Below are 17,556 nucleotides of genomic sequence, written 5' to 3'. Positions count from 1 at the left end.
GGTTGACAGACCGGTGAAGACCAAACCGGCGCACACGAGGTGCCCCACACACAGCCGCCATAGGCAAAACCGTGTGCTTGGTCGTCATCAGCCTGTCAAAGCTGGTCGTTGATGTACAACGACCCGACGAGACTAAAACTCTGAAAAAACGACCGCAACGGAAAACAGGCGCTGGGAGTATCTTTGGGAAACGTCCTACGCGGAAGGGGTTAAATCTGATTTTCCGGGCTCGCTCAACTCAAAAAACCAGGCACAAAAAAAGACGCCCGAGGGCGTCTTCTTCTTTGGAATTTGGTGGAGCCGGGGGGATTTGAACCCCCGTCCGCCAGTACTCCGCTGTCGGTACTACATGCTTAGCCGTGTCTACTGAGTTAATCCGCAGCCGCCCGACGGGCAGGGTGCTTTGGACGAGTTGGGTAAGTTTTAGTCGCTTTGCCCCCAACGTGCTACACGACGATCCTGTTCTGTATGACAATCATTTCGGGTTTACAGGCATCCCCTGATGATTGCTGGAGCCGAAGCTACCAGAAGGTCGGGCTCGGCTGCTTACGCAGCGAGAGCGTACTCCGCCTCGAAGTTTTCGTCATTGGCAACTATAGAAAGTTGCAACAGTGGATTTACGAGTTCTGTTACCAACTCGGCATGCACCTAGAGTTTCGCTACCGGCGTCGAATCCTGATCGGCCCCACACTAGCTCTAAGCTAACGCACCTTACGGTACGTGAGGCTGAGTATACGCCATTGCGCGGGCGACGTCGACAGCCGGTCCGGTCGCCCGCTTTTGGGCTCACGCGCCGCTACCGCCGCCGCTGGTGCCGCTGCCTTTCTCCGTTTTTTCCAACCGCTCCAGGACTTTGCTGGTGATGGCGATGCATTCCTTGGTGTCCCCCGATGCCTGGGCAGCCTTGGCTTTGTCGACGTGCTCGGTGATGGCCTTGTCCAGGCCTTCGGAGGTAGCGCCGGCGGTGGCCATGCTGTCATCGATCTTTTGCAGGTTGGCGGTGCAGAGGTCTTCGGCGGCGAATACCGGCGAAGCCAGCAGGGTGGCGGCCGCGAACAGGGCCGAAAGCGCGGTACCTTTCATGGGAGTCTCCTTCTGGGCCTCTGGAAGGTGGGCCTGTAAGGATGGACTGCGGGGGATTGGCGGGGGTTCAATCGGGATGGTACCGGCTTTGCCGGTGTTCGCGGCTGAAGCCGCTCCTACAGGTACAGCGTGGGCCCAAAGCCGGCGCGGTACTTGTGGGAGCGGGCGTGCCCGCGAAGCAGGCTGCGCGGTGTATGGCACCGGCTGCGCCGGTGTTCGCGGGCATGCCCGCTCCCACAGGGATTGCGGCAGCTATCAGGTTTTGCGTTAAACGGTCATATGCTGCGTGGCCGGGTGACGCGGTCTACAAGGTAGACCAGCCCGTGGTAATCGATGCCACTATGGCTGGACAGGCCGATCTCGCAGGTGCGGCTGGTGGAGATGCCTTCGCTGCAATATTGCACCGCATCCTTCAGGCTGCGCAGCGAGTGGGCGTTGAGCTCGGGGGTGGTGAAGCCTTTGTCACCGGCAAAGCCGCAGCAATGTATGCCCTCCGGGATCACCACCTGTTTGCTGCACCGCCGCGCCAGGTCGATCAGCGCCTGGCTTTCGCCCAGGTGCTGGGTGCTGCAGGTCACATGCACGGCCACTGGTTCGTCCTGGGGGGTGAACTCCAGGCGCTCGAGCAGGTGGGTGCGGATGAAGCGCACTGGGTCGTACAGGTCCAGCCGGGTGTCGTCCAGGTCCTGCACCAGGCGCAGAGTGCAGGGGCTTGTATCGCAGTAGATAGGGTCGAGGCCGCCGCGGCTGGCGTGCAGCAGGGCGGCAAGCAGTTCCTGGCGTTTGTGTTCGGCCTGCTCGGGGTAGCCCTTCGAGGCGAACGGTTGGCCGCAGCACAGGCTGTCGGCGTTGTCAGGGAACACCACCTGGTAGCCGGCCTTTTCCAGCAGGGCGCGGGTCTTGTCCAGCAGCGAACTCTGCTCACGGTCGGCATAGGCCGGGCCCATCACCCGCGAGACGCAGGCAGCCAGGTACACCACGCGAGGGCGGGCGTCGTTGCTGGCCGGGCCGAAGTCCAGTGGGCGCAGTGGTTGTGGCATCGCCGGGGTCCACTTTGGCAGGCGGCCTTTGCTGGCTTTGTGCAGCGAGGCGCTCAGGCGGCCCAGGCGTGGGGCGCCGAGCAGCTTGCGTGCGGTATTGGCGGCGGTCAGGGTCAGGCGCGCGCCGCCCAGGGCGGTGTGGAAGTGTTCGGCCAGCCAGTCGGCGGTTTTTTCGTGTTCGGCGGCCTGGCTGCGCAGTTTCTTCACCAGTTCGCCGGTGTTGATGCCAACCGGGCAGCGCTGTGCGCACAGGCCGGTGGCGGCGCAGGTGTCGATGCCCTGGTACTGGTAGGTCTGGCGCAATTCCCGGGTGTCGATGCCGGCGCGCTGTTTGGCCTGGATGTCACGCCACATGACGATGCGCTGGCGTGGGCTGAGGGTCAGGCCTTTGGAAGGGCACACCGGTTCGCAGAAGCCGCACTCGATGCACTTGTCGACGATCTCGTCGGCAGCGGGCAGCGGCTTGAGGTTCTTCAGGTGAATGTCCGGATCTTCGCTCAGCACCACGTCGGGGTTGAGGATGCCGTTTGGGTCGAGCAGGCGCTTCAGCTTCCACATCAATTGGTAGGCGTCATGGCCCCATTCCAGCTCCACAAACGGTGCCATGTTGCGCCCGGTGCCGTGCTCGGCCTTGAGCGAGCCGCCGAACTCCACCGCCACCAGTTGCGCCACATCGTCCATGAAGGCCTGGTAGCGTGCGACTTCCTCGGCGCTGTTGAAACCCTGGGTGAAGACGAAGTGCAGGTTGCCTTCCAGGGCGTGGCCGAAAATGATCGCTTCATCGTAGCGATGCTTGTCGAACAGCTGGATCAGGCGGTTGACGCCTTCGGCCAGTTGCTCGATGGGGAAGGTGACGTCTTCGATGATGACGGTGGTGCCGGTCTGGCGTACGGCGCCGACGGCGGGGAAGGTGTCCTTGCGGATTTTCCACAGCTGGTTGTACACGGCGGGGTCTTCGCTGAAGTCCACCTGCTGTTCCAGTGGGAAGTCGGCGATCGAGGCCATCACCTGTTGCAGCTGTTCATGCAGCAGGCTCTGGCTGGCGGCACGGGACTCGATCAGCAGGGCGCAGGCGTTGTCCGACAGGCCTTTTACCCACAGTGGCATGCCGGGCATGTTCTGCACCGAGCGAAGGCTGCGGCGGTCGAGCAGTTCAACGGCCGAGACCGGCTGGCGCTTGAGCACGGTCACCGCGCGGCAGCAGCTTTCCACGCTGGGGAAAACCAGCAGTGCGCTGGCTTTGTGCGGGTGGTCGGGCACGGTGTCGTAGGTGACGGCACTGATGAAGCCCAGGGTACCTTCGGAGCCGACCAACAGGTGCTGCAGGATATCCAGCGGTTGGTCGTAGTCCACCAGTGCGTTCAGCGATAGGCCAGTGGTGTTCTTCAGCCGGTATTTGTGCCGGATGCGCTCGGCGAGTGCAGTGTTGGCGCGGGTCTCGCGGCCCAGGCGGGCCAGTGCTTCCAGCAGGCCGGCGTGGCTGGCCTCGAACGCGGCGACGCTGGCCGGGTCTTCGCTGTCCAGGCGCGTGCCGTCGGCCAGCACCAGGCGCAGGCCGGCCAGGGTGTGGTAGGTATTCTGCGCGGTGCCGCAGCACATGCCGCTGGCGTTGTTGGCGACGATGCCGCCGATCTTGCAGGCGTTGATCGACGCCGGGTCGGGGCCGATCTTGCGCCCGAAGGGAGCCAGCCAGGCATTGGCCTGGGCACCGATGACGCCGGGCTGCAAGCGGATCTGCTCGCCTTGGCCGCGGATTTCGCGGCCGTTCCAGTTATCGCCCAGCACGATCAGCACCGAGTCACTGATGGCCTGGCCGGACAGGCTGGTGCCGGCGGCGCGGAAGGTGACCGGCACCCGCTCGCGCTGGGCCAGTTTGATCAGGCCGACCACTTCGTCTTCTGACTCGACGCGCACCACCAGCTTGGGGATCAGCCGGTAGAAGCTGGCATCGGTGCCGAAAGCCAAAGTGGAGGTGGGGTCGTCGAAGCGGCGTTCGGCGGGGATCAGGCGCTCGGCATCACGCAGGAACGCGGCGGGCAGGCTCATGCAGTCTCCTCGCGGGGCCGTGGCGTCTGTGCGCCCCATGCCCCGGGTCAATCAGGCGGTCGTTCTTGCGGGCGGTCAGGCGCCCAGTTCGCGTACCAGCGAGTCGCGGGTGATCTCGCTGATCGACTTGGCGCCGGTCAGCACCATCGCTACGCGCATTTCCTTTTCGAACAGCTCCAGCAGGTTTTTCACCCCGGCCTGGCCGTGCACGGCAAGGGCGTAGAGGAAGGCGCGGCCGATCAGTACGGTGTCGGCGCCGAGGGCGATCATGCGCACCACGTCGAGGCCGCTGCGGATGCCGGAATCGGCGAGGATCTTCAGGTCACCTTTGACCGCATCGGCAATTGCCGGCAGGGCGCGGGCGCTGGACAGCACGCCGTCGAGCTGGCGGCCGCCGTGGTTGGACACGACGATGCCGTCAGCACCGAACCTGACCGCATCGCGGGCGTCATCGGCATCGAGAATGCCTTTGATGATCATCGGGCCGTCCCAGAACTCGCGGATCCACTCCAGGTCTTTCCAGGAGATCGACGGGTCGAAGTTGTTGGCCAGCCAGCCGATGTAGTCGGCAAGGCCGGTGGGGTTGCCACGGTAGGTGGAAATGTTGCCCAGGTCGTGTGGGCGCCCCATCACACCGACATCCCATGCCCACTCGGGGTGGGTCATGGCTTGCAGCACGCGGCGCAGCGGGCCGTTCTTGCCGCTCATGCCAGAGTGGGCGTCGCGGTAGCGGGCGCCGGGTGTCGGCATGTCGACAGTGAACACCAGGGTCTTGACCCCGGCGGCCTTGGCCCGCTCCAGGGCGTTGCGCATGAAGCCGCGGTCCTTCAGCACGTACAGCTGGAACCACATCGGCCGGTCGATGGCCGGGGCCACTTCTTCGATCGGGCACACCGACACCGTGGACATGGTGAACGGAATGCCGTGGGCCGCCGCCGCACGTGCCGCCTGCACTTCACCACGGCGGGCGTACATGCCGGTGAGGCCGACCGGGGCCAGGGCCACCGGCATGCTCAGGGTTTCGTCGAACAGCTTGGTCTGCAGGCTGAGCTCGGACATGTTCTTCAGCACGCGCTGACGCAGGGCAATGCTGGCCAGGTCCGAGACGTTGTGGCGCAGGGTGTGCTCGGCGTAGGCGCCGCCGTCGGCATAGTGGAACAGGAAGGGAGGCAGCTTGCGTTGGGCCGCGGCGCGATAGTCGGTAGAGGCAGAAATGATCATGGATTCTCGCAGCGTTGCGTGTGGGGATTGCCGGGCGCGCGACGGCGCCCGGCCCCTTTCACTTTAGTGATGAACCAGCATGCCGGTCAGCCAGTAGGCCTGGATCAGAGTGATCAGGCCGACGATGGTGGCGAAGAACAGGCTGTGCTTGACGGTGAAGCGGAACAGGTCGGATTCCTTGCCAACCAGGCCGGTGGCGGCGCAAGCCACGGCGATCGACTGCGGCGAGATCATCTTGCCGGTCACGCCGCCGCTGGTGTTGGCTGCTACCAGCAAAGTGTCGTTGACCCCGATCTGGTGCGCGGTGGTGGCCTGCAGCGAGCTGAACAGGGCGTTGGACGAGGTGTCGGAACCGGTCAGGAACACACCCAGCCAGCCGAGGAACGGCGAGAAGAACGGGAACGCGGCACCGGTACCGGCCAGCACCAGGGCCATGGTCGAGGACATGCCCGAGTAGTTGGTGACGAAGGCGAAGGCCAGCACCATGCCGATCGACAGGATTGGCCAGCGCAGCTCCCAGAAGGTTTCCTTGAAAGTGGTCAGACCAGTTTTGAAGTTGATCTTCAGCACGGCCATGGAGATCAGCGCCGAGAGGAAGATCGCGGTGCCGGTGGCAGAGATCGGGTCGAGCTTGAACACCGCTGGCATGGCGGTTGGCGCGGCGACGATCGGTGCGGTCTTGATCACCAGTTGGTCGAGGTGCGGGATGGCGAAGTTGAACACGAAGTTGTACATCGCGCCGCCCGGGGCGAAGGCCGCCTTGAACGGTTTCAGGGTCCAGATGGTGACCAGCACGGTGAGGATCAGGAACGGCGACCAGGCCTTGAAGATCTCGCCAAAGCTGTAGGGGCTTGGTTGGCTGCCGCTTGGCTGGACCACGGCGGCACCGACGCTGCCCTTGGCTTCGGCGAACGAACGCTTTGGCTGCCAGACTTTCAGGAACAGGGTCAGGGCGATCAGGCTGGCCAGGGCCGAGGTGATGTCCGGAAGCTCCGGGCCGATGAAGTTCGAGGTGAAGTACTGGGTGACGGCGAAGCTCAGGCCGGCGACCAGGGCGGCAGGCCAGGTTTCCTTCACGCCACGCAGGCCGTCCATCATGAATACCAGCCAGAACGGTACGAACAGCGACAGCAGCGGCAGCTGGCGACCGGTCATGGCGCCAATGTGGAAGGCGTCGATACCGGTGACCTGGCCGGCCACGATGATCGGGATGCCCAAGGCGCCAAAGGCCACTGGCGCGGTGTTGGCGATCAGGCACAGGCCGGCGGCGTACAGCGGGTTGAAGCCCAGGCCCACCAGCAGCGCGGCAGTGATTGCCACCGGTGCACCAAAGCCCGCCGCACCTTCCAGGAACGCACCGAAGCAGAAACCGATCAGCAGCACTTGCAGGCGCTGGTCGTCGGTAATCGACAGCACCGAACTGCGGATCACTTCGAACTGGCCGCTCTTGACCGTGAGTTTGTACAGGAACACCGCGGCAACGATGATCCAGGCAATCGGCCAGAGGCCGTAGAGGAAGCCATAACCTGCAGCGGCGAATGCCATGTCGACAGGCATCTGGAAGGCGAAGATCGCCACCAGGATCGACAATGCGAGGGTGATGCTGCCGGCCACGTGGCCTTTGAGGCGGAACACCGCGAGGGCAAGGAAGAAGAAGACGATGGGGATGACCGCCGCCAGTGCGGACAGGCCAAGACTACCAAGCGGACTATAGATTTGTTGCCAGGTTTGCATATGGGGTGGCCCCTAATTGTTGTTGGTCAGGCACTGGCATTGGATAATTGGTAAGACCAATTTACAATGGCTGGGCGCTAGGTTAAAAGCGTCTTCGTGGGTGTGTCAATTTGTCCCGTGCAAAACTTTGGTCGTGTGCCGATGAGTGGGCATCTGATGGGCGGGGAAAATCGTCGGCTGGTGGGTGTTTGCAAGGCCCGGATCGGCGAGAATAGGCGCCCCCTGAAATCTGCCGGGGGTTTGTGGAGAGCATGTGATGGTTTTTGATCAGGTCCGCCAACGGCGCCTGTCCGACGACATCGTCGATCGGTTGGAAGGGATGATTCTGGAAGGTACGCTGACCTCGGGTCAGCGGCTGCCGGCCGAGCGCGTCCTTGCCGAGCAGTTCGGCGTGTCCCGCCCATCACTGCGTGAGGCGATCCAGAAGCTGGTGGCCAAGGGGCTGCTGGTCAGCCGCCAGGGTGGGGGCAATTTTGTCGCCGAGTCTCTGGGGTCCACTTTCAGCGACCCATTGCTGCAACTGCTTGAGCACAGTGCCGAGGCGCAGCGTGACCTGCTCGAATTCCGCCATACCCTGGAGGCGTCCTGCGCCTACTACGCGGCCCAGCGCGCCACCCAGCCGGACCGGGCGCGCCTCAAGGCGGCCTTCGATGCGCTGCAGGACTGCTATGCCAGGGCCGACGAAGTGACCCGGGCGGAGGAAGGCGCGGCCGATGCGCGCTTCCACCTGGCGATTGCCGAGGCTAGCCATAATGCCGTGTTGCTGCACACCATTCGGGGCTTGTTCGACCTGCTCAAGCGCAACGTGGTGACCAACATCGGCGGCATGTACCAGCAACGGACCGAGACCCGGGACATGCTGATCAGCCAGCACCGGGAGCTGTACCTGGCGATAGTCGAGGGCAGGGCGGAGGATGCGCGGGAAGTGTCCAGCCGGCACATTCTGTATGTGCAGGAGGTGCTGGAAGAGGCGCATGAAGAAGCGCAGCGAGTGGCGCGGGCGGAGCGGCGTAGCGGGCGTTGAGATCGGTGTTGGATTCTTCGCGGGCTTGCCCGCTTCCACAGGATATGCGCCGGACCCGAAGGCGGCGCGATACCTGTGGGAGCGGGCGAGCCCGCGAAGAGGCCGGAGCAGGCTGAAGAAGAGGTATTACTCTTCCTTGCCCTTGTTCCGCACAGCCCGCTGCAGCTCGCGGTTGGAATCGCGCTCGCGCATGGTGTCGCGCTTGTCGAATTCCTTCTTGCCCTTGCCGAGTGCGATTTCGCACTTGATCAGGTGCTTGCTCCAGTACAGCGCCAGGGCCACGCAGGTGTAGCCTTTCTGCGCCACGGCCGCTTCCAGGCGCTCGAGCTCGCGCTTGTTCAGCAGCAGCTTGCGAGTGCGGATGGGGTCGGCTATGACGTGGGTGCTGGCCGTGGTCAGCGGGGTGATGTGGCTGCCGAACAGCCAGGCCTCACCGTCCTTCAGCAGCACGTAGCTGTCAGTCAGGTGCGCCTTGCCGGCTCGCAGGCTTTTTACTTCCCAGCCGGACAGGACCAGCCCGGCCTCGAACTTGTGTTCGATGAAGTAATCGTGTCGCGCCTTCTTGTTCTGCGCGATGGTCCCGGTCGGATGTTTCTTTTGTTTAGCCATAGGGGCGGCATTATAGGCAGTCGCCGCGTCGTCGGCTATGGGATTTCGGTGTGCTTGAGCCACTGCAATGAATACCGGACAATACAGCCCCTGTCTTTGCGACAGAACCTGTTTTCGGCACGCTGCGAAGCGCCGCCACCCAGCCTTGGAAGTGATGCCTGGATGACTACCCATATTCAACGCTCCGCCCTGCTGCCGTATCCCGCCCAGGCGCTCTACGATCTGGTCAACGATGTGGCCAGCTACCCGCAGTTTCTGCCTTGGTGCTCGGCCTCGGCGGTGATCGAAGCCAGCGACACGCACATGCGTGCCAAGCTCGAAGTGGCCAAGGGCGGCATGAGCCAGCACTTCGTCACGCGCAATGTACTGGTGCCGGGGCAGTCTATCGAGATGAACCTGGAGGAGGGGCCGTTCACCCAGTTGCATGGCCTTTGGGTGTTCAAGCCGCTGGGTGAAAAGGCCTGCAAGATCAGCCTGGACCTTTCGTTCGACTATGCTGGCCCGCTGGTGCGCGCGACTTTGGGGCCGCTGTTCAACCAGGCGGCAAATACGCTGGTGGATGCCTTTTGCCAGCGTGCCAAGCAACTGAATGCCTGACTGAAACAGCGGCAACAAAAAGCCCGGACCAGGTCCGGGCTTTTTTGTATCTGCTCGCCGCTTATTGAGGCGAGGTTTCCAGCGGAGCCGGACTCGGGACCGGGGTGGTCTCGATGGTGTCGATTTCACGCTGGATGGATTCTTCCACCGAGCCTGGCTTGGCCGGTTTTTCTTCAGGCTGCACGGTTGGCTGCTCTGGCTGGTTGGCCGGGCTGATCGTGGTGTCGCTGCTGCCGCCGAGGATTTCCTGGTCGCGGCTGACGCCTGGCATGAAGTCGCCGGACAGACTCACCAACTGGTCGCTTTCGTTGAAGAACACGCTCATGCGTTCTTGCTGGCGTTTGCCGCCGCCTGGCTGCAGGCTGTACAGGTAATCCCAACGGTTGGTGTTGAAGGTGTCCTGGATCAGCGGGTTACCCATGATAAACCTTACTTGCCGGCGGGTCATTCCGGGGCGCAATTGGTCTATCATGTCTTGCGTAACGACATTGCCCTGCTGGATGTCGATTTTGTAAACCCCGGGAAACGAGCAACCGGCGAGTGCGAGCAGTCCCACTAGGGTGAGGCTGGTTAGCAAGAGCTTGGTGTTTTGCATCGGTGGGCGACTTCCACTATCTTGGCTGGACAACGTAAACCCCGATCATACCCGTATTAAGAGAAGCTGCGAAGCAGCATCGGCGAGAAAGCTGACCATGGTTGAAAATAGCGAATTGCGCAAAGCCGGTCTCAAGGTGACCCTGCCTCGAGTCAAGATCCTTCAGATGCTCGACTCTACCGAGCAGCGTCACATGAGCGCCGAGGATGTCTACAAGGCGCTGATGGAGGCTGGCGAGGACGTGGGCCTGGCCACCGTCTACCGCGTACTGACCCAGTTCGAAGCGGCTGGTCTGGTGGTTCGCCACAACTTCGACGGCGGTCATGCGGTGTTCGAACTGGCCGATGGCGGTCATCACGACCATATGGTCAACGTGGAGACCAGTGAAGTCATCGAGTTCATGGATGCCGAGATCGAGAAACGCCAGCGCGAAATCGTGGCCGAGCATGGCTACGAGCTGGTGGATCACAATCTGGTCCTGTACGTACGTAAAAAGAAGTAACGATTTTTATCGTTATGAATGACAAAGGCGACCTTCGGGTCGCCTTTGTGCTTTCGGGGATCTTGAGCGCGGCGATGGGCCTTGTAGGAGCGGCCTTGTGTCGCGAAAGGGCTGCGCAGCGGCCCCAGGTTTTCAGCTTCGCAGCATAGATTGCCGGGGCCGCTTTGCGGCCCTTTCGCGACACAAGGCCGCTCCTACAGGGAGTGTCAGGCCTTGCCGCTTACCACCATCTTGCGCGCATGCGCCAGGGATTCCTTGGTCAGGTCTATGCCGCCCAGCATCCGCGCCACTTCCTCGACCCGCTCACGTTTGCCCAGGTTGGCCACGGCGGTGTGGGTGGTGTCGCTGTTGCGTACCTTGTGCACGAACAGGTGGTGATGCCCTTGTGCCGCCACCTGCGGCAGGTGGGTAACGGTCAGCACCTGGCCGCGTTCGCCCAGGCGGCGCAGCAGTTGTCCGACGATTTCGGCAGTAGGCCCGCCGATACCGACGTCGACTTCGTCGAACACCAGGGTTGGAATGCGTGAGGTCTGCGCGGTAATCACCTGGATCGCCAGGCTGATGCGGGACAGTTCGCCACCTGAAGCCACCTTGGCCAGGCCCTTGAGCGGTTGGCCAGGGTTGGCGCTGACCAGTAGCTCGATCTGCTCCAGGCCATGAGGCGAAAGGTCTGCTCCCTCATTGGGGGTAAGTGCGATGCAGAAGCGCCCGCCGGGCATGCCCAGGCGCTGGATCTCCTGCTCGACGGCCACTGCCAGCTGCTGGGCAGCCTGTTGGCGTAGTGCGCTGAGCTCGCGAGCCTTCTCTTTATAGTGTTGGGCGAAGGCGGCCAGCTCTTCACCCAACCGCTCGATCGACTCGTCACTGGCGTTCAGGCCCTCCAGCTCTTCCATCAGCTGCTGTTGCAGGTGGGGCAGTTCGGTGGGGTGCACACGGTGTTTGCGCGCCAGCGTATAGATAGTGTCGAGGCGTTCTTCCAGTGCCTGCAGGCGCATGGGGTCGGCGTCGAAGTTGTCGAGAAAACGGTTGAGCTCGCCCACGGCTTCTTCGACCTGGATCTGCGCACTGGCGATCAGGTTGGCTGCTTCGCCCAGTGCCTTTGGCGAGTTGGTGGCGGCACCCAGGCGGTTGAGGCTGGAGGTGAGGGCGCTGAGCACATTGCCCGAATCGCTTTCGCTGCACTGGTCGATGACCTGGCGGCAGATGCCGAACAAGGCTTCGGCGCTGGTCAGGTTCTTGTGTTCCTGCTCCAACTGCTCCAGTTCGTATTCACCCAGGCCGAGGTTGTCCAGTTCCTCCAACTGGTAGCTCAGCAGCTGATGGCGGGCGCGCTGCTCATCGCCGGAGTTGGACAGGCGCTCCAGCTCCAGGCGGGTCTGGTTCCAGCGCTTGGCCGCCAGCTGTACCTGACGGGCCAGGTCGACGGCGCCGGCGTACTCGTCGAGCAGGCGGCGATGGGTGTCGGTCTTGAGTAGTGACTGGTGCTCGTGCTGGCTGTGGATATCGATCAGCAGCTCGCCCAGTGCCTTGAGGTCGCCGAGCGGGCAGGGGGTGCCATTGATGTAGCCGCGGCTGCGGCCTTCGGCGGTGATCACCCGGCGCAGGATGCACAGGCCGTCGTTGTCCAGGTCACGCTCGGCCAGCCAGGCATGCGCCTCGGGGATGTCCACCAGGTCGAAGGTGGCGAGGATGTCTGCCTTGTCCGTGCCGGGGCGCACCACGCCACTGTCGGCCCGGTCGCCCAGGGCCAGACCGAGGGCATCGAGCATGATCGATTTGCCTGCACCGGTCTCACCGGTGATGACGGACATGCCTCGGGCGATCTCGAGGTCGAGGTGCTCGACGATGGCGTAGTTGTGAATGGACAGGTGCACCAGCATGGGGCGGCTCCCGAAAGTCAGGTCTGGTTATTTATACAGTACTTTTTTCGGGCCTGCCAATGCCCCTTGGCAGATTCTGTTGCAGCCGGGAAAACGACCTTGCCCCTTGAAGCTGGTTTTTCCGGCCCCATATAGCCGACATCAAAGGCGAGCCTGGCTCGCAGTCCACAAAATTGCGCAGGAGAGACCCCATGGCTGACGAACAGCTGAACGAGAAAGACCTTAACGTCGAAGAGACCGGTGCAGGTAATGCTGCCGATGCCCGCGTCCTGGAACTCGAGGAGCAGCTGGCCGCCGCCAAGGACCAGGCGCTGCGCGCCGTTGCCGACGTGCAGAACGCTCGTCGTCGTGCCGAGCAGGATGTCGAGAAAGCCCACAAGTTTGCCCTCGAGAAGTTCTCGGGCGACCTGCTGCCGGTGATCGACAGCCTGGAACTGGCCCTGGCGCACTCCAGTGCCGACGATGAGCATGTCAAGCAGATCCGCGAGGGTGTCGAGCTGACCCTGAAGATGTTCCAGGACACTCTCAAGCGCTACAACCTCGAAGCAGTCGACCCGCACGGCCAGCCGTTCAACCCAGAGCACCACCAGGCCATGGCCATGCAGGAAAACGCCGAAGTGGAGCCGAACAGCGTGCTGAACGTGTTCCAGAAGGGCTATCTGCTCAACGGTCGTCTGCTGCGCCCCGCCATGGTGGTGGTCAGCAAGGCGCCAAGCGCGGCGCAACCCTCGATCAATGAAAAGGCTTGAAATCCATCCGGGCATCCCCATCTAGGTGTCAAGCCTTCAAGTATTACCGCAGTTGGCCAAAGTAGTCGCTGCTACCAAATTCAAGTTTCGGGAGAGTTAACATGGGTAAAATCATCGGTATCGACCTGGGGACCACCAACTCGTGCGTCTCTGTTCTGGAAAACGGTAACGTCAAGGTCATCGAAAACGCCGAAGGTGCGCGTACCACCCCTTCGATCGTGGCCTACGCCAATGACGGCGAAATCCTGGTTGGTCAGTCGGCCAAGCGTCAGGCGGTCACCAACCCGCACAACACTCTGTTCGCAGTGAAGCGCCTGATCGGCCGCCGCTTCGAAGAAGATGTTGTACAGAAAGACATCAAGCTGGTGCCTTACAAGATCGTCAAGGCCAGCAATGGCGACGCCTGGGTACAGGCCAGTGGCAAGGACATGGCTCCGCCGCAGATCAGCGCCGAAGTCCTGAAGAAAATGAAGAAAACCGCCGAAGACTACCTCGGCGAGCCAGTTACCGAAGCGGTCATCACCGTTCCGGCCTACTTCAATGACAGTCAGCGTCAGGCCACCAAGGATGCCGGTCGCATCGCTGGTCTGGATGTAAAACGCATCATCAACGAGCCGACTGCCGCTGCACTGGCTTACGGCATGGACAAGGCCAAGGGCGACCACACCGTCATCGTTTATGACCTGGGTGGTGGTACCTTCGATGTTTCGGTCATCGAGATTGCCGAAGTCGACGGTGAGCACCAGTTCGAAGTACTGGCTACCAACGGCGACACCTTCCTGGGTGGCGAAGACTTCGACATGCGCCTGATCGACTACCTCGTCGACGAGTTCAAGAAAGAGTCCGGCATGGACCTGAAGAACGATCCGCTGGCACTGCAGCGTCTGAAAGAAGCCGCTGAAAAGGCCAAGATCGAACTGTCCTCCGCTCAGTCGACCGACGTAAACCTGCCTTACATCACTGCAGACGCTACCGGTCCGAAGCACCTGAACGTGAAGATTTCCCGCGCCAAGCTGGAATCGCTGGTCGAAGACCTGGTTGCCCGTACCATCGAGCCTTGCCGTATCGCCCTGAAGGACGCCGGTATCGATGCAAGCAAGATCGACGACGTGATCCTGGTCGGTGGCCAGACCCGTATGCCGCTGGTGCAGAAAGCCGTTGCCGACTTCTTCGGTAAAGAAGCGCGCAAGGACGTCAACCCGGACGAAGCCGTGGCCATGGGTGCTGCCATCCAGGGCGCGGTGCTGGCTGGTGACGTCAAAGACGTACTGCTGCTGGACGTCAGCCCGCTGACCCTTGGTATCGAAACCATGGGTGGCGTGATGACTTCGCTGATCGAGAAGAACACCACCATCCCGACCAAGAAGTCGCAGGTGTTCTCGACTGCCGACGACAACCAGGGTGCCGTGACCATTCACGTGCTGCAGGGTGAGCGCAAGCAGGCTGCACAGAACAAGTCGCTGGGCAAGTTCGACCTGGCTGACATTCCGCCGGCTCCACGTGGCGTTCCGCAGATCGAAGTAACCTTCGACATCGACGCCAACGGCATCCTGCACGTCAGTGCCAAGGACAAGGCTACCGGCAAGTCGCAGTCGATCGTGATCAAGGCCAACTCCGGCCTGTCGGACGAAGAGATCGAGCGCATGGTGCGTGACGCCGAGGCCAACGCTGAGGAAGACCGCAAGTTCGAAGAGCTGGCCGCTGCCCGTAACCAGGGTGATGCGCTGGTTCACTCGACCCGCAAGATGGTCGCTGACGCTGGTGACAAGGTTACCGCTGAAGAGAAAGCCGCCATCGAGGCTGCCGTTGTTGCCCTGGAAGCCGCTGTCAAAGGCGACGACAAGGCTGCCATCGACGCCAAGGTCGAGGAGCTGTCCAAGGTTTCGGCGCCGGTTGCCCAGAAGATGTACGCCGAGCAGTCGGCCGAACAGCCTCAGGGCGGCGCACAGCAGGCCGAGCCGGAAGCCAAGCACGATGACGTGGTTGACGCTGAGTTCGAAGAAGTGAAAGACAACAACAAGCAGTAATCCCTGCATGTTGTCGGCCAGTTCACCGCCGTTTGGTGGTGAGCTGGTAGGATGTCGCCGCGCGGGGGCTTGCTCCCGCGTTGGCGTATCTGGAATTCGAGAATTTTTACAGCATCTGTCGGTGGCCCTGGTGGGCAAAGGGCGGGTGCTGATGGCGCGGCGTAGATGCCAGACGCCCAACAAGGTGCAAATGACCTATGTCCAAGCGTGATTATTATGAGGTATTGGGTGTCGAGCGCGGCGCCAGCGAATCAGACCTCAAGAAGGCTTACCGTCGCCTGGCGATGAAGTACCATCCGGACCGCAACCCAGGCGACAAAGAGTCGGAAGACAAGTTCAAGGAGGCCAACGAGGCCTACGAAGTGCTGTCTGACGCCAGCAAGCGTGCTGCGTTCGACCAGTACGGTCATGCGGGTGTGGACCCGAGCATGGGTGGTGGTGGCGCAGGTTTCGGTGGTGCCAACTTCTCCGACATCTTCGGCGATGTGTTCAGCGACTTCTTCGGGGGTGGCCGCGGCGGCTCGCGTGGTGGTGCCCAGCGCGGCAGTGACCTGCGCTACACCCTGGAACTGAACCTGGAAGAAGCGGTACGTGGCACCACGGTCAGCATCCGCGTGCCCACCCTGGTCAACTGCCAGCCTTGCGACGGCTCCGGTGCCAAGAAGGGCTCGACCCCGTCCACCTGCCCGACTTGTGGCGGTATCGGCCAGGTGCGCATGCAACAGGGCTTCTTCTCGGTACAGCAGACCTGCCCGCGCTGCCATGGACAGGGCAAGATCATTACCGACCCCTGCACCTCGTGCCACGGCGAAGGCCGTGTCGAGGAATACAAGACGCTGTCGGTCAAGGTGCCGGCAGGTGTCGATACCGGCGACCGCATCCGCCTGTCGGGCGAGGGCGAGGCCGGTACCCATGGAGGCCCGACTGGCGACCTGTATGTGGTGATCAACGTGCGTGAGCACGAGATCTTCCAGCGTGATGGCAAGCACCTGTACTGCGAAGTGCCGATCAGCTACACCGATGCCGCCCTGGGTGGCGAGCTGGAAGTGCCAACCCTCGATGGTCGGGTGAAGCTGAAGATTCCGGAAGGTACCCAGACCGGCAAGCAGTTCCGCCTGCGCGGCAAGGGTGTTGCCCCGGTGCGCGGTGGTGGTGCGGGTGACCTGCTGTGCCGCGTGGCGGTGGAAACCCCGGTCAACCTCAGCCGCCGCCAGCGCGAGTTGCTCGAAGAGCTGCGTGATTCGCTGGAAGGCGATAGCTCCCACTCGCCCAAGGCCAGTGGCTGGTTCGATGGCGTGAAGCGCTTCTTCGGCGATCTCTGACAAGGAAATGGCTATGCGACGTATTGCAGTGATGGGCGCGGCAGGGCGGATGGGCAAGACCCTCGTCGAAGCCGTGCAGCAGCAGGCTCCCCAGGCGGGCCTGACGGCGGCGATCGACCGCCCGGACAGCTCGCTGGTAGGGGCTGATGCTGGTGAGCTGGCGGCCTTGGGCCGTATTGGTGTGCCGATTTCCGACGACCTGAGCAAGGTGGTCGATGAGTTCGACGTGCTGATCGACTTCACCCACCCTTCGGTAACCCTGAAGAACCTGGCGTTCTGCCGCAAGGCGGGCAAGGCCATGGTCATCGGCACCACTGGCTTCACCCCAGAAGAGAAGCAGCAGTTGGCCGAAGCCGGCAAGGAAATCCCGATCGTCTTCGCCGCCAACTTCAGCGTCGGCGTCAACCTGTGCCTGAAGCTGCTGGATACCGCAGCGCGCGTGCTGGGTGACGATGTGGATATCGAAATCCTCGAAGCGCACCACCGGCACAAGGTCGATGCGCCGTCGGGCACCGCACTGCGCATGGGTGAAGTGGTTGCCCAGGCACTGGGTCGCAACCTGCAGGAAGTGGCCGTGTATGGCCGTGAAGGGCAGACCGGTGCACGTGACCGTAAGACCATCGGCTTTGCCACCGTGCGTGCCGGTGATGTGGTGGGTGACCATACCGTGCTGTTCGCTGCTGAAGGCGAGCGCGTCGAGATTACCCACAAGGCTTCCAGTCGCATGACCTTCGCCAAGGGCGCCGTGCGTGCGGCGCTGTGGCTGGACGGGCGTGTGCCTGGCCTGTATGACATGCAGGATGTGCTCGAGCTGCGTTAAGCAGTTGGAGTAGTGTTGGCTTCTTCGCGGGCTTGCCCGCTCCCACAGGGATAGCGCCATGCCTGAGGGCAACGCTGTACCTGTGGGAGCGGGTTTACCCGCGAAGAAGCCGGCGCCGATGTCAGCCTGTCGCATTGATGTGTTTTAGAGGCACATCCGCGGTAGACCGAAAACGCACTTTTCTGTAAGCTACAGCTTTAGTGTGTCCACTAAAAGCGCGCAGCGAATTGAATTCAGCACATGAAAGCGGGGTGACGTGTCCATACGTCACTCCGCTTTTTTGCAACCTGCGATCGCCCTTTCATGC

At 62.4% G+C, this 17,556-nt stretch carries 14 protein-coding genes and 1 other RNA gene; 7 read left to right on the top strand and 8 right to left on the bottom strand.

Annotated elements, in window-relative coordinates; translation table 11 throughout:
* Positions 1-292 precede the first annotated feature (292 nt).
* The 5 genes from ssrA to ACK56M_RS25480 form a co-directional block, all read right to left on the bottom strand.
* Positions 293-687: a transfer-messenger RNA gene (gene ssrA / locus ACK56M_RS25500) on the bottom strand.
* 99 nt (positions 688-786) lie between these two features.
* Entirely contained in the window at positions 787-1,083 is a 297-nt protein-coding gene (locus tag ACK56M_RS25495) for a hypothetical protein (RefSeq protein ID WP_013974305.1), read from the bottom strand.
* 275 nt (positions 1,084-1,358) lie between these two features.
* A complete protein-coding gene (locus tag ACK56M_RS25490; RefSeq protein ID WP_061551375.1) occupies positions 1,359-4,169 on the bottom strand; it encodes an FAD-binding and (Fe-S)-binding domain-containing protein in 2,811 nt (936 codons plus the stop codon).
* Between the two features lie 75 nt (positions 4,170-4,244).
* On the bottom strand, positions 4,245-5,390 hold the full coding sequence (gene lldD / locus ACK56M_RS25485; RefSeq protein WP_013974303.1) for an FMN-dependent L-lactate dehydrogenase LldD: 1,146 nt from the start codon (positions 5,388-5,390) through the stop codon (positions 4,245-4,247).
* Between the two features lie 63 nt (positions 5,391-5,453).
* Positions 5,454-7,124: a lactate permease LctP family transporter gene (locus tag ACK56M_RS25480; protein ID WP_015271872.1), complete on the bottom strand. Its 1,671-nt coding sequence runs from the start codon at positions 7,122-7,124 to the stop codon at positions 5,454-5,456.
* A 256-nt stretch (positions 7,125-7,380) separates the two neighbouring features.
* On the opposite strand from ACK56M_RS25480, the gene ACK56M_RS25475 reads away from it, so the two are divergent.
* A complete protein-coding gene (locus tag ACK56M_RS25475; RefSeq protein WP_013974301.1) occupies positions 7,381-8,148 on the top strand; it encodes an FCD domain-containing protein in 768 nt (255 codons plus the stop codon).
* Between the two features lie 126 nt (positions 8,149-8,274).
* On the opposite strand, the gene smpB is transcribed toward ACK56M_RS25475, so the two are convergent.
* Positions 8,275-8,757 carry an SsrA-binding protein SmpB gene (gene smpB, locus ACK56M_RS25470; protein ID WP_013974300.1) on the bottom strand — a complete coding sequence of 161 codons (483 nt, stop codon included), beginning with the start codon at positions 8,755-8,757 and terminating at the stop codon, positions 8,275-8,277.
* Between the two features lie 162 nt (positions 8,758-8,919).
* Here smpB and ACK56M_RS25465 point away from each other — a divergent pair, with 162 nt between their 5' ends.
* Complete coding sequence (locus ACK56M_RS25465; RefSeq protein ID WP_411959134.1) at positions 8,920-9,354, top strand: type II toxin-antitoxin system RatA family toxin; 435 nt, start codon at positions 8,920-8,922, stop codon at positions 9,352-9,354.
* 61 nt (positions 9,355-9,415) lie between these two features.
* On the opposite strand, the gene ACK56M_RS25460 is transcribed toward ACK56M_RS25465, so the two are convergent.
* On the bottom strand, positions 9,416-9,949 hold the full coding sequence (locus ACK56M_RS25460) for an outer membrane protein assembly factor BamE (RefSeq protein ID WP_411959133.1): 534 nt from the start codon (positions 9,947-9,949) through the stop codon (positions 9,416-9,418).
* 97 nt (positions 9,950-10,046) lie between these two features.
* Between ACK56M_RS25460 and fur the strand changes: the two genes are divergently transcribed.
* Positions 10,047-10,451: a ferric iron uptake transcriptional regulator gene (gene fur, locus ACK56M_RS25455; RefSeq protein ID WP_015271870.1), complete on the top strand. Its 405-nt coding sequence runs from the start codon at positions 10,047-10,049 to the stop codon at positions 10,449-10,451.
* Positions 10,452-10,657: 206 nt separating this feature from the next.
* Here fur and recN read toward each other — a convergent pair whose 3' ends face one another.
* Positions 10,658-12,331, bottom strand: coding sequence for a DNA repair protein RecN (gene recN / locus ACK56M_RS25450; RefSeq protein WP_411959132.1), 1,674 nt, complete (start codon positions 12,329-12,331; stop codon positions 10,658-10,660).
* A 191-nt stretch (positions 12,332-12,522) separates the two neighbouring features.
* Here recN and grpE point away from each other — a divergent pair, with 191 nt between their 5' ends.
* The 4 genes from grpE (at position 12,523) to dapB (ending at position 17,249) form a co-directional block, all read left to right on the top strand.
* Complete coding sequence (grpE, locus tag ACK56M_RS25445; RefSeq protein WP_003258073.1) at positions 12,523-13,080, top strand: nucleotide exchange factor GrpE; 558 nt, start codon at positions 12,523-12,525, stop codon at positions 13,078-13,080.
* 101 nt (positions 13,081-13,181) lie between these two features.
* The gene (gene dnaK / locus ACK56M_RS25440; protein WP_015271867.1) at positions 13,182-15,107 is read left to right on the top strand and encodes a molecular chaperone DnaK; all 1,926 of its coding nucleotides are present in this window, start codon (positions 13,182-13,184) and stop codon (positions 15,105-15,107) included.
* 197 nt (positions 15,108-15,304) lie between these two features.
* The gene (dnaJ, locus tag ACK56M_RS25435) at positions 15,305-16,429 is read left to right on the top strand and encodes a molecular chaperone DnaJ (RefSeq protein ID WP_013974296.1); all 1,125 of its coding nucleotides are present in this window, start codon (positions 15,305-15,307) and stop codon (positions 16,427-16,429) included.
* A 13-nt stretch (positions 16,430-16,442) separates the two neighbouring features.
* A complete protein-coding gene (gene dapB / locus ACK56M_RS25430; protein ID WP_061303584.1) occupies positions 16,443-17,249 on the top strand; it encodes a 4-hydroxy-tetrahydrodipicolinate reductase in 807 nt (268 codons plus the stop codon).
* Positions 17,250-17,556: the final 307 nt, after the last annotated feature.

The sequence above is a fragment of the Pseudomonas sp. s4 genome (assembly GCF_046764235.1).
Lineage (GTDB): Bacteria > Pseudomonadota > Gammaproteobacteria > Pseudomonadales > Pseudomonadaceae > Aquipseudomonas > Aquipseudomonas asiatica.
The sequence above is the reverse complement of the archived record's forward strand: the minus strand, read 5'-3'. Positions and strand labels throughout refer to the sequence as shown.